15 protein-coding genes are annotated in these 16997 nt (G+C 72.6%); 8 read left to right on the plus strand and 7 right to left on the minus strand.

The genetic code is table 11. The features are described from left to right. Positions 1–3 precede the first annotated feature (3 nt). The 6 genes from DEI93_RS05650 to DEI93_RS05675 all read left to right on the plus strand — a co-directional run bounded on the left by DEI93_RS05650 (position 4) and on the right by DEI93_RS05675 (position 6868). A complete protein-coding gene (locus tag DEI93_RS05650) occupies positions 4–1008 on the plus strand; it encodes an aldo/keto reductase (protein WP_111026825.1) in 1005 nt (334 codons plus the stop codon). A gap of 356 nt (positions 1009–1364) precedes the next feature. After that, a complete protein-coding gene (locus tag DEI93_RS05655; RefSeq protein WP_258368383.1) occupies positions 1365–2702 on the plus strand; it encodes an extracellular solute-binding protein in 1338 nt (445 codons plus the stop codon). A gap of 9 nt (positions 2703–2711) precedes the next feature. Further along, positions 2712–3650, plus strand: coding sequence for a carbohydrate ABC transporter permease (locus DEI93_RS05660; protein WP_111008549.1), 939 nt, complete (start codon positions 2712–2714; stop codon positions 3648–3650). After that, a complete protein-coding gene (locus tag DEI93_RS05665) occupies positions 3650–4549 on the plus strand; it encodes a carbohydrate ABC transporter permease (RefSeq protein WP_111026826.1) in 900 nt (299 codons plus the stop codon). The genes DEI93_RS05660 and DEI93_RS05665 overlap by 1 nt, the downstream gene beginning before the upstream one ends. 82 nt (positions 4550–4631) lie before the next feature. Continuing rightward, on the plus strand, positions 4632–5702 hold the full coding sequence (locus tag DEI93_RS05670; protein WP_111119450.1) for an amidohydrolase family protein: 1071 nt from the start codon (positions 4632–4634) through the stop codon (positions 5700–5702). After that, entirely contained in the window at positions 5699–6868 is a 1170-nt protein-coding gene (locus DEI93_RS05675) for an NAD(P)/FAD-dependent oxidoreductase (protein WP_181436004.1), read from the plus strand. The genes DEI93_RS05670 and DEI93_RS05675 overlap by 4 nt, the downstream gene beginning before the upstream one ends. 106 nt (positions 6869–6974) lie before the next feature. Here the strand turns inward: DEI93_RS05675 and DEI93_RS05680 are convergent, their stop codons facing one another. Then, entirely contained in the window at positions 6975–8294 is a 1320-nt protein-coding gene (locus tag DEI93_RS05680) for an alpha-glucosidase/alpha-galactosidase (RefSeq protein WP_111119448.1), read from the minus strand. Between the two features lie 107 nt (positions 8295–8401). Between DEI93_RS05680 and DEI93_RS05685 the strand changes: the two genes are divergently transcribed. Further along, positions 8402–9217, plus strand: coding sequence for a DeoR/GlpR family DNA-binding transcription regulator (locus DEI93_RS05685; protein ID WP_111008553.1), 816 nt, complete (start codon positions 8402–8404; stop codon positions 9215–9217). Positions 9218–9333: 116 nt separating this feature from the next. Further along, on the plus strand, positions 9334–10236 hold the full coding sequence (locus tag DEI93_RS05690) for an ROK family protein (protein ID WP_181436003.1): 903 nt from the start codon (positions 9334–9336) through the stop codon (positions 10234–10236). Between the two features lie 128 nt (positions 10237–10364). On the opposite strand, the gene DEI93_RS05695 is transcribed toward DEI93_RS05690, so the two are convergent. From DEI93_RS05695 to DEI93_RS05720, 6 genes are all read right to left on the minus strand, one after another. Then, entirely contained in the window at positions 10365–10511 is a 147-nt protein-coding gene (locus DEI93_RS05695) for a hypothetical protein (RefSeq protein WP_181435281.1), read from the minus strand. A 144-nt stretch (positions 10512–10655) separates the two neighbouring features. Beyond that, positions 10656–10910 (minus strand): hypothetical protein, encoded by a 255-nt coding sequence (locus DEI93_RS05700; protein WP_111008555.1) that lies wholly within the window; start codon positions 10908–10910, stop codon positions 10656–10658. A gap of 19 nt (positions 10911–10929) precedes the next feature. Next, positions 10930–11898: an NAD-dependent epimerase/dehydratase family protein gene (locus DEI93_RS05705; RefSeq protein WP_111119447.1), complete on the minus strand. Its 969-nt coding sequence runs from the start codon at positions 11896–11898 to the stop codon at positions 10930–10932. After that, entirely contained in the window at positions 11895–14849 is a 2955-nt protein-coding gene (locus DEI93_RS05710) for an alpha/beta fold hydrolase (RefSeq protein WP_111119446.1), read from the minus strand. The genes DEI93_RS05705 and DEI93_RS05710 overlap by 4 nt, the downstream gene beginning before the upstream one ends. Continuing rightward, on the minus strand, positions 14843–15832 hold the full coding sequence (locus tag DEI93_RS05715; protein ID WP_258372209.1) for a 3-oxoacyl-ACP synthase III: 990 nt from the start codon (positions 15830–15832) through the stop codon (positions 14843–14845). The genes DEI93_RS05710 and DEI93_RS05715 overlap by 7 nt, the downstream gene beginning before the upstream one ends. Positions 15833–15981: 149 nt before the next feature. Next, on the minus strand, positions 15982–16950 hold the full coding sequence (locus tag DEI93_RS05720) for a TIGR03557 family F420-dependent LLM class oxidoreductase (RefSeq protein ID WP_111026830.1): 969 nt from the start codon (positions 16948–16950) through the stop codon (positions 15982–15984). Positions 16951–16997: the final 47 nt, after the last annotated feature.

The following is a 16997-nucleotide window of genomic DNA, read 5'->3' on the forward strand; positions in this document are numbered from 1 at the left end:
TCCATGTCCTCCACCGCAGCGGTGACGCGGTACGACACCATGCCGTACAACCGGGTCGGGCGGAGCGGACTGCTGCTGCCGGCCATCGCCCTGGGTCTGTGGCAGAACTTCGGGGACGATCGCCCGTACGCGACACAGCGGGCGATCGTCCGTCGGGCGTTCGACCTGGGCGTCACCCACTTCGACCTCGCGAACAACTACGGGCCGCCGTACGGCAGCGCCGAGGTCACGTTCGGCCGGGTGCTCCGGGAGGACCTCCGCCACCACCGCGACGAGCTGATCGTCTCGACGAAGGCCGGGTACGACATGTGGGCCGGGCCGTACGGCGAGTTCGGGTCCCGCAAGTCCATGATCGCCTCGCTCGACCAGAGCCTGGGGCGGCTCGGGCTCGAGTACGTCGACGTGTTCTACTCGCACCGGTACGACCCGGACACGCCGATCGAGGAGACGATGGGCGCCCTGGCGTCCGCCGTCACGAGCGGCAAGGCACTCTACGTCGGCGTCTCCAACCACGACGCCGACCAGACCCGGCGTGCGGCCGCGGCGCTCGCCGACCTCGGCGTGCCGCTCCTGGTCAACCAGCCGCCGTACTCGATGTTCGACCGGGAGGCCGAGCACGCGTTGATCCCGACGCTCGCGGAACTCGGCACGGGAGCGGTGGTGTACTCACCGCTCGCGCAGGGGTTGCTCACGGATCGCTACCTCGGTGCCACGATCCCGGGTGACTCGCGTGTCGTGGCCGGGCGCGACCTCCCGGCGTCCGCCCTCGACGGCCCCTACCGGGAACGCGCTCGCGCGCTCGCCGCCATCGCGGCGGACCGCGGGCAGACGCTGGCGCAGCTCGCCCTGACCTGGGTCCTGCGCCACCCGGAGGTCGCGTCGGCACTGGTCGGGGCCTCCAGCGTGCCGCAGCTCGAGCAGAACCTCCGCGCGGCGACGGCTCCGCCGCTCACCCCTGCCGAACTCGCCGCGATCGAGCCGTACGCCGTCGACGGCACGGCCGCGTGAGCTGAGGGCCCGATCCGTCCACCGGGGCGAAGCGCGACGGGGTCGTCGGTGTCACCGACGACCCCTTCTGACTGCGCATTCGTACAGTTCTGCGACCGTGCGGCAGCGTCAGCGCATGTTTCCTGCTTGTTTCGCGGGCCTGTGGACCAGAACCGATCAGTGCTGGTGCTCGTTTGATTGCCAGTCGTTCGAACGGTGCAATAGCGTTCCCTCCACCGCGGCACCACCGACCGGCTCGCCGCTCCGACGAGGTCGCTCAGGCCCCGCTCCATGCGTGGCCGTGACGGGTGCCGAGGACGACTCGCGCGGCCCCGTCCGACGGCGCCGTCTCGTCCCGCTTGAACGAAGGAGTTCACGTGTTCCCCAGGACCATCAACCGCCGGGGTGCCGCCGTGCTCCGTCGTGGCGCCGTTCTCGGCGTCGCCACGGTCGCGATCGCGGCCGCCCTCACCGGCTGCGCGTCGTCCACCTCGTCGGGCGCCCTCGACACGAAGGCGAAGGTGCACCTGACCGTCTGGTCCGGCCAGGACGACCAGGCCGAGCAGATCCTCCAGCACCTCGTGTCGGAGTTCGAGCAGCAGCACCCGAACGTCTCGATCGACCTGTCCTCGGGCGCCTCGTCCACCGACCAGCTCCTCCAGAAGCTCTCCGCGTCCTTCGCGGCGAGCACCTACCCCGACGTCTCCTACACGTACGGATCGTGGGCCAGCCAGCTCGAGCAGTCCGGCCGCACGCTCGACATCACGAAGGACGTCGCCAAGCCGTCGGTCGGGTGGGACGAGTTCTCCGCCGCGGCGCGGGCCACCGCCCGGCCGACCGGGAAGAAGACGATCGGGTTCCCCGCGGTCGTCGACGACCTGTCGCTGCTCTACAACAAGACCGTCTTCGACAAGGCGCACGTCGCCTACCCGACGGCGGACTGGACCTGGGCCGACTTCCGGAAGGCGGCGAAGCAGCTCACCGATCCGGGGACGAACACCTACGGCTACGGCTACTCCGTGTCGGGGAGCGAGGAGACGACCTGGCAGTTGTGGCCGCACCTCTGGCAGAACGGTGGGTCCATCCTGTCGAGCAACGGCAAGAAGGCGACGTTCGACTCGACGGCGGGCGTCGACGCCCTCACCTACCTGCGTGACCTCGCGATCACCGACAAGAGCGTCTACCTCGACCAGACCGACACGAAGTTCGCGCAGCTGTTCGAGAGCAACCACATCGGCATGATCACCTCCGGCCCCTGGGAACTGTCGGCGCTCAAGACCGCGGGGACCTCGTACGGCGTGGTGCGGCTCCCCGGGACGAACGGCGACCACCAGACGGTGTCCGGACCCGACCTGTGGACCCTGTTCGACCACCACGACGCCGACCGTGCCTACTGGGCCGAGCGGTTCACCCAGTGGCTGACGTCGGACGAGCAGGACGAGCAGTTCAACGTGTCGTACGGCAACCTGCCGCTCCGCTCGAGCGAGGCCGACAGTGCCGAGTTCCAGCAGCAGGTCACGGCGCTCCCCGGGCTCGAGGTGATGGAGCAGAACTCGGCCAACGCCAAGCAGGCCCGGCCGACGGTCCCCGGGTACAACGGGCTGTCCCAAGCGGTCGGTGCCGCGGTGTCACAGGTCCTGCAGGGCCAGGGGACGCCCTCGTCAGCATTGAAGACGGCCACCGTCGCAGCCGACAAAGCGCTCGCGGGCAAGTAGGAGGCGACCGTGACCACGTTCGCGCTCCGACCTCGGGAGACCACCACGGCGGCGGCCGCCGCCGGACGCCGGCGGAGGTCGTTCCGGGACGGACTGGAAGGCTGGGGGTTCGTCACCCCTGCCCTCGTCATCGTGCTCGGGCTCACCGTCTTCCCCGGGGTGTGGGCCCTCGTCCTCTCGTTCCAGAAGTGGGACGGGTTCAGCGCCGCGGTCTCCGTCGGGGCGCAGAACTACCAGGCGCTGCTCTCGGACGGGGAACTGCACGCCGCCGTCCTGCACACGCTGCTCTACACGGTCCTGTTCGTGCCGGCATCGGTGCTCCTCGGGCTGTTCCTGGCCGTGGCGCTGAACCGACGGATCCGGTTCATCGGCCTCTACCGGACGGCGATCTTCGTGCCGTTCGTCGCGTCGGCGGCCGCCACCGGCATCCTGACCACCTACCTCTTCAGCCCGCAGTTCGGGCTCGTCAACAACGTGCTGCGGGTGGTGCACCTGCCGCAGCAGGGATGGCTCGAGGACCGCCACGAGGCCATGATCGTCGTCACGATCATGTCCCTGTGGGGCCAGGCGGCGTTCACGACGGTGATCTACCTCGCCGCGCTCCAGGACGTCCCCGGTGACGTCATCGAGGCGGCTCGGATCGACGGGGCGAACTCGTGGCAGGTCTTCTGGCGGGTGGTGTGGCCGTCGCTCGCGCCCGTCACGGTGTTCGTCGGCATCTACCAGGCCCTGGAGGCGCTCCAGCTGTTCGACCTCGTGTACGCCACCACCCGCGGCGGGCCGCTCGACGCCACCGAGACGATCGTCTCCTACCTCTGGAAGGTCTCGTTCCAGGGCCTCCAGTTCGGCTACGGCTCGGCGATCGCGTACGCGATGTTCTTCGTCACCCTCATCCTCACGGTGTCCGTGACCGTGTACACGCGCACCTCCGGAAGGCGGTCCCGCTGATGGCCATCGACCTCCCCACCCTGTCCGCCGAGCACGGGCGCGCCCGGACCCGGCCGCTCCCCGCGCCGCTCGCCCGTCGGCGCCGGAGACTCCCGTTCAGCGGCTGGCACTTCCTGCTGGTCCCGGTGGCGTTCCTGTTCCTCCTGCCGTTCCTCGAGATGTTCATCACGTCGGTGGAACCGGCCGCCGAGATCAACGCGTTCCCGCCGGCCTTCATCCCCTCGCACGTGACGCTCGACGGGTTCCGGCAGCTGTTCGCGCAGTCGGACATCCTGCACTGGCTGCTCAACACCGTCATCGTGTCCGCGGCGGCGGTCGGCTCCCACCTCGTGCTGTGCTCGCTCGCCGGCTACGGCTTCGCGCGGCTGTCGTTCCCGGGCCGCTCGTTCGCGTTCCTCGCGGTCCTCGCCACGATCATGATCCCGACACAGCTGCTCATGGTGCCGACGTACGTCATGTTCGCCCGGGTCGGGCTCATCGACCACCTCGGCGCGGCCATCGTCCCGTGGCTCGCCTCGGCGTTCGGGATCTTCCTGATGCGGCAGTTCTTCCTGTCGCTCCCCGCGGAACTCGAGGAGGCCGGCCTCATCGACGGGTGCACGCGCCTCCAGGTGTTCTTCCGGATCATCCTGCCGCTGGCCCGGCCGGCGCTGGCGACGCTCGCGATCTTCACCCTGCTCGGCTCCTGGAACGACCTCGTCTGGCCGCTCATCGCGATCAACAACGAGCACGCGTTCACGCTGCAGCTCGGCCTGACGAACTTCCAGGGCTCGCGACGTACGGAGTGGTCCCTGCTCATGGCGGGCAACGTGATCGCCACGCTGCCGCTGATCCTGTTCTTCCTGGCCGCGCAGAAGCAGTTCGTCGCGACGATGACCTTCGCGGGCCTGAAGGGATGACGCAGCACTGGATGTCTCGACGCAGCACGCGAGCGAGCGAGCGAGGACGACGGCGCACCGCGCGCCGTCCGGAGGAGGAATGATGGCAACACCCGACTGGGACCGCGTCGCCGAGCTACGACTGACCGACTGGCGGCCGCGCGCGCAGGTCCGCCTGCCGCACACCACGGTCACGCGGAGCGCCGTCCCCTGCATCGACGTCCACAACCACCTCGGACGCTGGCTCAGCGACGACGGCGACTGGATGATCACCGACCCGGCCGACCTCGTGCGCACCATGGACGCCGCGAACGTCGCCACCGTCGTCAACCTCGACGGCATGTGGGGCGACGAGGTGGACGCGAACGTCGAGCGGTACGACCGTGCGTTCCCCGGGCGGTTCGTGACGTTCTGCCAGCTGGACTGGCCGCTCCTCGGCGAACCGGACGGCGAGGAGCGGCTGCTCGCCTCCCTCGACGACAGCAAGCGGCGTGGTGCACGCGGTCTGAAGGTGTGGAAGAACCTCGGGCTGCGGGTGCACGACGCCGACGGCGCCGTGATCCTGCCGGACGACCCCCGCGTCGTGCGCGTCCTCGGTCACGCCGGTGACATCGGCCTGCCGGTCCTGATCCACGTGGCCGACCCGATGGCGTTCTTCGAACCGCTCGACGAGCACAACGAGCGGCTCGACGAACTGGGGCACGAGCGCGACTGGTGGTTCGGCGACCGCTCGGTCTTCCCGACGTTCGACCGGATCCTCGACGCCCTGGAGACCCTCGTGGTCGCCACCCCGCAGACGACCTACATCGGCGCGCACGTCGGGTGCGTCGCCGAGGACCTGGACCGGGTCGAGCGGCTCCTCGAGCGCGCGCCGAACTTCACCGTGGACACCGGCGGTCGGATGGCCGAGCTGGGTCGGCAGCCCCGCCGGTTCCGCGCCCTCGTCGAGCGGTTCCCCGATCGCGTGTTGTTCGGATCGGACGTCTACCCGGTCGACGCGGAGGCCTACGCGCTCTTCTACCGCTTCCTCGAGACCGAGGACGAGAGCTTCGACTACGCACCCGGAGCCGCCGTGCCGCCGCAGGGGCGCTGGCAGGTGTCGGGCGTGGGACTCAGCGGCTCCTCGCTCGAGCAGGTGTACGCGGGCAACGCCCGTCGCGTGCTGGGCCTGTGACCGCGGGACGCCGGGTGGCCGACGTCGTCGTGCTCGGCGCCGGGATCTCCGGAACGAGCGTCGCACTGCGGCTCGCCGAGCGCGGTGTCGCGGTCACCCTCGTCGACGCGGGGCTCCCCGGCCGAGCGACCACCGCGGGAGCCGGCATCATCTCGCCGTTCGGCCTGGCGCCGGGCGACACGGACCCGCGGTGGACGCGCCTGGTCGACGCGGCCGTCGCCCGGTACCCGGGCCTCCTGCGCGACCTCGGCGACGACGCCACCACGCGCGCCGACTACGCGATCGTCGACGAGGTCGTCGTGGCCGCCGACGAGGAGGAACGCGGCGCACTCGCGGCCCTGGCCGCACGGGCGGCGGAACGGGACCCCGGCGGAGCGGCAGGCGAGGCACCCGTGTTCCTGGAGGGCCGGGAACTCCGCGAGCGATGGCCCGCGGTCGATCCCGACCTGCAGGGACTCCTGCTCGCCGGCACCGCCAGGGTGGACGGCCACGCGCTCACGGCTGTGCTCCTGGATGCCGCGGTCCGGTCGGGGGTCGAGGTCGTGCCCGGACGCGCGGAGCTCCGTCGTGCCGGATCCCGGGCCATCGTCGAGGTCGACGGGGCGCCCGTGGTCGCCGACACCGTCGTGATCGCGACCGGGGCCTGGTCCGCATCGATGCTGACGACCGTGGGCGTGCCGACCTCCGTCACGGCGGACCGCGGTCAGATCGTGCACCTCGCGGCGGGGTGGCTGCCCACCGAGCGGCTCCCGGTCCTCAAGACCTTCGCCGGACCCTACGTCATCGGGTTCAGCGGAGGACGCATCGTGGCCGGTGCGACCCACGAGACCAGCTCCGACCACGACGCCGAGGTCCGAGCGGGCGACCAACGGACGGTGTTGCAGGACGCGCTCCGCGTCGCGCCCGGGCTCACCGCCGCGCGGATCGTCGAGACCCGCGTCGGGCTGCGTCCGGCCTCGGCCGACGGGTTCCCGTTGGTCGGGCGGTCGCGGCTGGACGACGTGTTCGTGGCCACCGGGTTCGGCTCGTGGGGGCTCACACTCGGCCCCCTCCTCGGCGAGGTGCTCGCCGACCAGGTCCTCGGCGGCCCCGTCCACCCGGTGGCCGACCTCGTCGATCCACTCCGGGTGCCCGTCGCCGTGCCCGAGGGCGCTCCGGGGGAGTGAACCTCCGAGCCGCCCCGCGGACCACCGGTCCCCGGGGCGGCTCGGCGAACGCCGCAGCGATCCGCCGCGCCGTGCCCCCACCGAGTGGGCAGGGGCACGGCGCGGGTCACGACCAGGTCGACGGGACGTGCACCCGGAGCGGCTCGGGCAAGAGGTCGCCGTGCGCGTCCACGAGGTCGTTGCACATGGCCCAGATCTGCTCGGGCGTCAGGGTCGAACTCGCGTTCGGGTCGACGAGCACGGCCTGGCGCACGAGCAGGGGATCGCCGGTCTGTGCCGCGGACACGGCGAGCTCGGCGACCGACACGTAGTTGCGGTTCTGCGCGGCGCACTGCAGCGGCAGGTTCCCGATGCGGTGCGGCGCGAGGCCGCCCGCGTCGATCGTGCACGGCACCTCGACGGCGGCGCCGGTCGGCAGGTCGTCGATGAGCCCGCGGTTCGGCACGTTCGCGTGGATGACCCGTTCGGTGCCGGTCACCATCGAGTGGATGATCAGCGGTGCGTACTCGGCGGCGCCGTTGTCGTGGAGTTCGAGATCGGTCCCCGAGGCCAGGCGTGCCCGTGCGTCCTCGAACTCGTCGACGTTCGCTGCGCTGATGTCGAGGTACTGGAGCGGTTCGATCCGGTACCGGGCGATCTGCTCGGGGGAGCGGAGGAACCACGACAGGTACTCGGAGGAGTGCTCGCTGGTCTCCGTCGGGTAGAACCCGAACCGTTCGAACATCTCGACCCGGACGCGTCGCTGCAGTTCCGGCTCGGAGCGGATCCGCTCGCGCAGTCGCGGGTACAGGTCCTCGCCGTCGCGGGACCACTCGAGCAACCACGCCTGGTGGTTGACGCCCGCAGCACGGTAGTGCGTGCCCTCGAGCGGGACGCCGACGAGCTCACACAGCTCGTGGGCGGTCCAGTAGACGCTGTGGCAGAGACCGACCGACCGGATGTCCGGCGCGACGACCGACAGCCACCACACGTTCATCGCCATCGGGTTGGTGTAGTTCATGAGGAGGGCGTCGGGGCACACCGCTCGCATGTCGGCGGTCAGGGCGGTCAGGAACGGGAACGTCCGGAGGCCGCGGAAGACACCGCCGACACCGGTGGTGTCCCCGATCGTCTGCTGCAGGCCGTAGCGCGCCGGGATCTCCAGGTCCTTCCGGGTGCCGTCGATGCCGCCGATCTGCACCATGTTGACGACGAAGTCGCTGCCCTCGAGGGCCAGTCTGCGGTCGAGGCTCGCGACGATCGTGGCGCGCGCGCCGAGCCGCTCGTTCACCTGCTTCGCGGTGCCCTCGGCCACCGCGAGTCGGTCGGGGTCGATGTCGTGGAGCGCGACGGTGACGTCGGCGAGTTCGGGGAAGCGGAGGAGGTCGGTCAGCAGCTGGCGCGTGAACACGACGCTGCCGGCGCCGATGAAGGTAACCCGTGTCATGGTGCTGATCCTCGTCAGCAGTGCGCGGATCACCAACGGTTTCGCGCGGAACACCCGCAAGTGGACAACAGGAATGAGCGAGTGCGCGCTCCCAGTAGCATCGAAGCATGACCTACCAGGGCGGCCGGGCGGACCCGCACCCGCGCGCGACCTCGGTCAAGCGATCGCAGCGCATGCTCGCCATCCTCGAGCGCCTGGCCGAGAGCGGAAGCCTCAGTCTCGAGTCGCTCTCGGCGGAACTCGCGGTGTCCCCGGCGACGATCCGGCGCGACCTCGCCGACCTCGAGGACCAGCAACTCCTGCGTCGTACCCACGGCGGTGCGAAGACCTTCGACACCGCGATCGAACTCCCGGTGCAGCTGAAGGACACCCGGTTCCGCGAGGCGAAGGCGCTGATCGCCCGGAGAGCAGCGCAACTCATCCCGTCGGGCAGGTACGTCGTCGCCCTCTCCGGTGGCACCACGACGACCGAGGTGGCGCGGGTGCTGGCCACGCGCCGCGAACTCACCATCGTGACCAACTCCCTCACGACCGCGACACAGCTGGCGTCGCGACCCACCCTGCAGGTCATCATGACGGGCGGTCTCGTCCGACCACACTCGTTCGAACTGGTCGGCGTGCTCGCGGAGAACACCTTCAACGCGATCAACGTGGGCACCGCGATCCTCGGCGTCGACGGCATCACCGCCGCGGCCGGAGCCACCACCCACGACGAGGTCGAGGCCCGCACGAACCACGCGATGGTGACGCACGCGCAACGCACGGTCGTCGTGGCCGACGGCTCGAAGGTGGGGCGTGTGACGCTGGCGAGCGTGGCGACCTGCGACCAGGTCCACGACCTCGTGACGGACTCGACCGCCGACCCGGCCGCGCTCGAGGAGCTCCGGGACGCCGGGGTCCGGGTGCACGTCGCCGACGCGTGAGGGCCGGCCGGGGGACCGGTCGCCCGGCACTCGTCCCCGCGGGGGTCGTGCCATCCTGGGAACCGATCGAACACGAGCACGGCGAGCAACGACGCCGACCGAAGGAGCAGACACACGTGATCGCAGGCATCGAGACGGGCGGGACGAAGGTCATCTGCGGGGTGGTCTCCGAGGACGACCCCCAGCGGCTGCTCAGCACGACCCGGATCCCCACGACCACGCCCGACGAGACCACCACCGCGATCAACGCCTTCCTCGACGAGGCCGAGGCGTCGTCGTCCGAGCCGGTCACCGCGCTCGGGGTGGCGTCGTTCGGCCCCGTCAACGTCGACCCCGCCGAGGACCGCTGGGGCTGGGTCACCGGGACGCCCAAGCCGGGATGGGCGGACCAGGACCTGCTCGGACGGATCCCCCTGGCCTCCCGGGTCCCGACCGTGATCATGGCCGACGTGGGCAGCGCGGCCCTCGGCGAAGCGACCTGGGGCGCGGGGCGCGACGTCGACCGCGTCGGGTACGCGACGTTCGGGACCGGCGTGGGCGTCGGCCTCGCGCTCGGCGGCCGACTGCTGCACGGCAACGGCTACCCCGAGATGGGGCACGTCATCGTCCGCAAGCACCCGCAGGACGACTTCGTCGGCAGCTGCCCGTTCCACGGCGACTGCCTCGAGGGGCTCGCGTCCGGGCCGGCCGTGATCGGTCGATGGGGACACGACGCCTCCTCGTTCACCGACCCTGAGGAGCAGGCCCTCGCCTACGAGATGCTCGGCTCCTACATCGCGCAGCTCGCCCTCACGGCGGCGATCACCGCCGGCGTGCAGCGCTTCGTCGTCGGCGGCGGGGTGCTCAAGTCCCCGGGGCTGTTCGACGCCGTGCGGGCGCAGCTGCCGCTCCTGTCCGGTGGGCCCGGCGCGGGGCACGCCGCGTCGCTCGACGCACCGGACTTCCTGGCGCAGCCGGCGCTCGGGGACCACTCGGGCGTGCTCGGGGCCGTCGCGGCGGCGCTGACGCTCGAGCGCTGACCCGATCCCGGGCGACTGCGCGCCTGGACGACGACTGCGCGCCTGGACGACGACTGCGCCGTCGCGACGACAGCGCAGTCGTCGTCCACGCGCGCCCTTCCGGAAGCCTCGCGCCCGCCCGGAGCGCGCTACGGCCGGTAGTCGCCCCGTCGTCGGTACAGTGCCGCGGCGGACTCGTCGGCGAACGGCTTCACGCCGTGCATCCCGCCGACCGTCTTCACTGCGGTGCTGAGCAGCCACGCTGCCGTTCGTGCTGCGATGGTGATGATCCGCATGCTGACTGCCCCCTCGTGGTGGTCGCGAGGCTAGCGCCTCCCGTGTGCTCCCGTCACGGTCCATCGCGGGCGTTGAGCCGCAGTACGGACGACGAGCCGCGCCGATGCGCGGCGGGATGTCCGGAACCCGGTTCGGTCGCGGCGTCAGCGCCGCCGGAGCGCCCGCACCGCTGCGACGACGAGGCAGACCACCGCCGCGAGGACGAGCAGGAGCGCCAGGGTCGCCAGCGCGTTGTCGACCTGGACCGCATCGACGAGGGGCGGGCGGCTGGTGTACCGGACGGCACCGCCCTCGCGCGACGCATGGACGCGCAGGACGAGGACCGCGGTGCCCGCGAGGACCAGGAGCACCGCCGCCGCCGCGAGGAGACGGGCCAGCGGGCGTCGACGTCGGGACACCCGACGAGTCAACCAGAGGTCAACGCCCGGGCACGGCCGCGAGCCGCCGGAACCCCTCGTCGAGCGACACCGCGGGCGTCCACCCGAGGTCGGCCCGGGTCCGCCGCTGGTCGAACCAGTGCGAGGTCGACAGCTGCTCGGCCAGGAACCGCGTCATCGGCGGCTCGTCGCGCCCGGGCCGGACGCGCCACAGCGCCTCGACGGCGGACCCCGCGACCCGGGCGAGCCCCGCCGGCACGTGCAGCGTCGGCGCCGGCACGCCCGACGCTCGACAGATCCCCGCCAGGAGTTCCGCCACCGGGCGTGGCTCGCCGTTCGTGACGACGTACGCGTTGCCGTGGACGTCCTCGGCCCGGTCGAGTGCGGCCACCATGGCGCTCGCCGCGTTGTCGACGTACGTCGTGTCGATCAGGGCCGCCCCGGCATCGAGCAGCGGCAGCCGCCCCGTCCGGGCGCGCTCGACGATCCGGCCGACGAGCTGGGTGTCGCCCGGACCCCACACCAGGTGCGGGCGGACCGCGACGACGGCGAACCCGGGAGCGTCGGCCGCCAGCGCAGCGAGCTCGGCCTGCGCCTTCGTGCGGGCGTAGTCCCCACGTGCGCGGAACGGATCGGCGGGCGCGGCGTCGTCGCCGACGATCGAGGCGCCGGCGTGCGCCACCGAGGGCGAGGACACGAACACGAACCGGGACGCCCCCGCCGAGCGGGCCGCGGCGAGCAACGTCCGCGTCCCCTCGACGTTGACGCGCGCGAAGTCCGCGGGGTCGCCCGCGAGCGACACCTTCGCGGCGAGGTGCACGACCGCGTCGGTGTCGGCGACGGCCGCCTCGACGTCGGCGGCCGACGTCAGGGAGCCGAGCCGGTCCTCCAGGCCGAGGACGCCGGACGGGCGCCGCTGGAAGGTGTGCACCTTGTGACCGGCGTCGCGGACCGCGGCGGCCACGGCGCGGCCGAGGAACCCGCTCGCGCCCGTCACGAGCACCCTCACGGTCGCACCATCCGGCCCCCCGCGAGCACGCCGGCGGCCCAGCGCGCCACGCGCGTGCGGTCGATCTTCGAGTTGTGTCGGATGTCGGTCGGGAGGCGCGGCACGACCAGCACCGCCGCCACCGGCACGCCGACGGTCGCCCGGACCCGCTCCGCGAGCGCGGGGTCGGCCAGGTGCGGCCGTCGCGCCGCCGGGGTGGTCTCGACGACGGCCACGACCTGCTGCGTCCCGGCGGGGCCGACGCCGACGACGGCCGCGCGGTCGACCTCCGGCACGGACTCGATGCGCTGCTCCGGTCCGACAGGGGTGACGACGCCCGACGCGGTGGGGACGACGTGGGGGAGCCGCCCCTCGACCCAGAGGCGTCCGTCGGCGTCGAGGTGTCCGACGTCGCCGGTGCGGTGCCAGCGACGGTCGGTGCTCACCTGTCGCCGCGCCGCGAGGTCGGTCAGCCACAGCCGGTCGTAGTGGTCCTTGCCGTGCGGCGCAGCGAGGACGATCTCGCCGGTGACCTCCGGTGTCGTGCCGAGGGGACCCGTCGCCGCGCCGAGGTCGTCGAGGGGTGCGATGCGCACGGCGACACCCGCGGCGGGCCTCCCGACGCACACGCCCCCGCCGGTCCCGGCCCCGGCCCCGGTCCCCCTTCCGCGAGATCGCAGTCCTTGCCGTTCTGACCCCTGCGACACCGGCGACAACTGCGATCTCGCCGGGGTGTGGGCGGGGCCCACCGCGGCGGCTCGAATGCCCGCGAGGTCGATGTCCGTCATGAGCAGCCCCTCGGTCATGCCGTACGGCGTGTGGGCGCTCGCGGCGGGCATGAGTCGAGCGGCCTCGGCGAGGAGCGGTTCGGGCACGGGAGCGCCCGCGGACAGGAACAGGCGGACGCGTCCGAGCGCGGCGTGGTCCTCGGCGGTCAGCGCACCGGCCGTGGCGACGACGTTCGCCAGCGCGGCGGGCGACAGGAACACGACGACGCCCTCGCCGCTGGGCTCGGTCCGGCCGGTCCCTTCGGTCCCCCCGGTTCCTTCCGCCGAGATCGCAGTCGTTGCCGTTCCCGACCCGGTCTGAGCGGCAACGACTGCGATCTCGCGGAGGGGAGAGCCGGCGGCGGCGGCGGCGGCCGCAGCGGCGACCGCGCGAGCCGTCAGGGTCCGGGGCGCCGTGACGTCCATGTCGGGCGTCACCGACCGGGCGCCGAGCGCGGGTCCGAGCAGGGCGAACGGCGCGAACCCCGCCACGAGCCCGGTGCCGACGCCGACGCCGTACTGCGTCGCGAGGGCGTCCCGGACGGCGGCGAGCTGCGCGTGCGTGTAGACGACGCCCTTCGCGGGTCCGGTCGATCCCGAGGTGAACAGCACCGCGGCCGTGTCCGTCGGCACGGGTGCCGCGGGCAGCGCGACCCCGGCACGGAGTCGCGCCGCGCCGCGCCTGGCGAGCTCCCCCAGCGTGTGCTCCACGCCGAGGGCGACACGGGCCGCCGGGGGGACCGAGGGCGTGGCGATGCGTCGGCCCGGCCAGCCGAGCGCGCGGGCGGCCGTCAGCCCGGGGAGCGCGCCGACGAGCCAGTCGGGTCGGGCGCCACGCACGGCCCGCGTGAGCCCGCGGACTCCGAGGCCGGCGTCGGCGACGACGACGACCGCCCCGATGCGGACGCAGGCGTAGAGCACGGCGGTCAGGTCGGCGCCCGGCGTCACGAGGAGCGAGACGCGGTCGCCGCGCTGCACCCCGGCGTCGGCCAGACCGGCGGCGATCTCGCGGACGCGACGGCTCAGGAGCCGCCAGCTGACGGAGCGGGGGGGACGGCCGCCGCCGGGCGCCATCTCGACGAGGGCGACGTCGTCGGCGTCGGCGAGTTCGTCGAGGGCCGCCCACACCGGTCGGCTCGCGTCGGCGTCGGCGTCGGCGTCGGGCGGGAGGCCCGCAGTCCCCGCGGCGGGCTCCTGCCCGTCCGGCAGACGGTCGCCGAGCCACGCGAGGACGGCTCCGGCGACGTCGACGTCCTCCGGCAGCAGGTGTCCGGCGCCCTCGAAGCGGTGCACGTCGGCGCGCGGCATCCGCGTCGCCAGGTCGTCGAGGTAGCGCTCGAGGAACACCGGGTCGCGCGGGCCCCACAGCACGAGGGCGGGGACGCCGAGCGCGCGGACGCCCTCGGCGATCCGGTCGAGTTCGACGGCGCTCGGGTGGCGGTCGTCGACGGGGATGTCCGCCACGAACCCGCCGATGCCGCCCCGTCGGTCGGCTCCGCGGTACGGCGAACGGTAGGCGTCGCGCACGGGAGCGGGGAGCGGCGGGTGGGCGATCGCGAGCGTCGTCTCGAGGAACCCGGGTGTCAGGACCGTCGCGCGCCCGAGCACGGACGGCCGCAGGGCGAGCCGGAGCGGCGCGGGGATCGGGGCGTCGGCGGGCTGGTGCACGGCGGTGTTGCACACGACGACGCCGGCGAGCAGCTCCGGGTGGTCCACGGCCCAGCCGAGGGACACGACGCCGCCCCAGTCGTGTCCGAGGGTGACGACGGGACCGGTGAGGCCGAGTTCGTCGGTGAGGGCGCCGAGGTCCGCGACGCGCTGCGCGAGTCCGCGGGGCACACCGCTCCGCTCCGAGTACCCCATGTCGAGCTGGTCGACGGCGACCACGCGCCAGGCCGGACCGCCGGCCCGGGCGGTCTCGGTCGCGGCGGTGAGGACGCTGCGCCAGAGGTACGACCAGGTCGGGTTCCCGTGGACGCAGAGGACGGTGCCGACGGGCTCGACCCCGAGCTCGGCGAGCTGTCCCGCGTTGTCGAGCAGGTGCCAGGTGCGCGTGGCGGGCGACGGGCCTCCTGGCGCGTGCTCGGGCGCGACCGCGGGGGTCACGACGAGGCGCGACCAGGCGGGGTCGAGTCCGGGGAGGTGCGGGGGGAGCGCGGCGGGCGCGGTCGCCGCGGCGGCGCGCGGCAGGCCGGACCTCACCATCCGATCTCCATCATGGCGGTGTTGAGGCCGGAGCCGACGCCGCCGAGCAGGACGCGGTCGCCGCGCCGCACGTTGCCGGCCTGGACCTCTTCGGCCAGGGTGATCGGGATCGACGCCGGACCGACGTTGCCGTACCGCGAGTAGGTCACGGGGACGCGGTCGCGGTCGATGTCGATCGCCTCGACGATCGCCTTCATGTGGATGTCCGACACCTGGTGGAAGATGTAGCGGTCCATGCCGCCCCAACTCCAGTCGCGCTTGGCCTCGTTCCAGGCGGACACGACGAGCTCGACGCCGCCGCGGAGCAGGGCCTTGGCGTCGGTGAACATGCCGTCCACGCTGCCGACGCAGAGGTCGTACCACTGGGTCGCGGCTCGGGTGACGCCGCCGTGGATGCGGTGCCCCTCCGGGTGGACGTCCATCGGGCCGAGCACGGCGGCCGCGGCGCCGGATCCGAGGGTGAGGCTCGCGAACTCGCTCATGAAGTCCTTGCGGTTCCGACCGCCCTCGCTCAGGCGCGCGATCGTGTTGAGCTGGACCTGGTCGGCGTCCTCGCCGTCGATGACGACCGCGTACTGGATCTGACCCGAGTCGATCATGCCCGCGGCGACGCTCATCGCGTTGACGAACCCGAGGCATGCGTTCGCGATGTCGAAGTTGATCGCGGACGTCGGCAGCCCGAGCCCGTGGTGCAGGCGGACCGCCACGCTCGGCTCGAGGTGCGGGCGGGTCACCGACGTGTTGATGAGCAGCCCGACCTGGTCCGGACGGACGCCGGCCTCGGCGAGCGCCCGGCGGGCGGCGTCGATCGCGGCCTCGTCGAAGCTCTGCTCGGGGCCCCAGTTCCGACGCTCCTTGACGCCCGCGACCCGCTCGAGCAGGCCCTTCGGGAGGCGGAGGCGTCGGAGCACGGGGTGGAGGCGCTCCTCGATGTCCGCGGACGTCGTGACGCGATCGGCGATCGTGGTCGCGACGGCGAGCAGACCGACGTTCTCGTGACGGGTGGTGGCGTTGCCGGGGGCGGGGAGGTCGGCCCGGCGCGTCTCTGGGGTGGCTGCGGGGCGGTCTGTGACGGTTGACACCTCATCAATGATGCACCCCTCCCGCTGGGCGGTGTGCGCGTCGACGGTCGTCACAGCGCGCGGAGCTTCTCCAGGAGGGGACCGGCGGCCTCGTCGAGGAACCGGTCCTGACCCTCGTCGCCGACCTGGACGATCGCGATGTCGGTGAAACCGGCGTCGAGGAACGGCCGCACGCTCTCGGCGAGTCGGTCGAGGTCGGGGCCGCACGCGATCGACTCCGCGACGTCCTCGGGACGCACGAACTGGCTGGCGCTGTCGAACGACGCGGGGGTGGGCAGGTCCGCGTTGACGTGCCAGCCGCCGGCGAACCAGCGGAACAGGTCGTGTGCCCGCGCGACCGCGGCGTCCTCGTCGGGGTCCCAGCAGATCGGGATCTGGCCGATCTTGCGTGACGGGGCGCCCTGGTGGTGCTCGTCCCACCCCTGCACGAGCTCGGGCACGGGATCGGTGGTGATCATGTGGTCGCCGAGGGGTGCGAACCGCTCGATGCCCTTCGCGCCGGACACCGCGACGCCGATCGGGACCCCGCCGTCCGGGACGTCCCAGAGCTTCGCCTGGTCGACGCGGAAGTGCGTGCCCTCCCACGTCACGACGTCACCGGACTCGAGCGCGCGGATGATGTGGATGGCCTCCTCGAGCATGTCCTGTCGTTCGCCGACCGCGGGCCAGCGTTCCCCGACGATGTGCTCGTTGAGGTTCTCGCCGGCACCGAGCCCGAGCGTGAACCGGCCCTCGGACAGGATCTGGAGCGTCGCGGCCTTCTGTGCGACCACGGCCGGGTGGTACCGGATCGTCGGGCAGGTCACGTAGGTCATGAGCTCGACCGTGCTCGTCACCTGCGCCACGGCGCCGAGGACGGTCCAGGCATAGGGGGCGTGCCCCATGCTCTCGAGCCAGGGGAAGGCGTGGTCGCTCGACACCTCGAAGTCGTATCCGACGTCCTCGGCCTTCTGCGCGTACCGGACGAGCTCGCGGGGGCCGCTCTGCTCGGTCATCAGGGTGTAGCCGAAGTTCGTCATCAGGGTGCTCCTCGTCAACGGTGTCCGGATTCCTCGTCTACGCCTCG

This window comes from Curtobacterium sp. MCBD17_035, assembly GCF_003234815.2.
Lineage (GTDB): Bacteria > Actinomycetota > Actinomycetes > Actinomycetales > Microbacteriaceae > Curtobacterium.

Excerpts from the sequence above, each read along its gene's own strand:
- DEI93_RS05685 (WP_111008553.1), top strand. The coding sequence starts at position 8,402 with ATGACCTACCAGGGCGGCCGGGCGGACCCGCACCCGCGCGCGACCTCG.
- DEI93_RS05695 (WP_181435281.1), bottom strand. The coding sequence starts at position 10,511 with ATGCGGATCATCACCATCGCAGCACGAACGGCAGCGTGGCTGCTCAGC.
- DEI93_RS05665 (WP_111026826.1), top strand. The coding sequence starts at position 3,650 with ATGGCCATCGACCTCCCCACCCTGTCCGCCGAGCACGGGCGCGCCCGG.
- DEI93_RS05710 (WP_111119446.1), bottom strand. The coding sequence starts at position 14,849 with ATGGTGAGGTCCGGCCTGCCGCGCGCCGCCGCGGCGACCGCGCCCGCC.
- DEI93_RS05650 (WP_111026825.1), top strand. The coding sequence starts at position 4 with ATGTCCTCCACCGCAGCGGTGACGCGGTACGACACCATGCCGTACAAC.
- DEI93_RS05680 (WP_111119448.1), bottom strand. The coding sequence starts at position 8,294 with ATGACACGGGTTACCTTCATCGGCGCCGGCAGCGTCGTGTTCACGCGC.
- DEI93_RS05670 (WP_111119450.1), top strand. The coding sequence starts at position 4,632 with ATGGCAACACCCGACTGGGACCGCGTCGCCGAGCTACGACTGACCGAC.
- DEI93_RS05720 (WP_111026830.1), bottom strand. The coding sequence starts at position 16,950 with ATGACGAACTTCGGCTACACCCTGATGACCGAGCAGAGCGGCCCCCGC.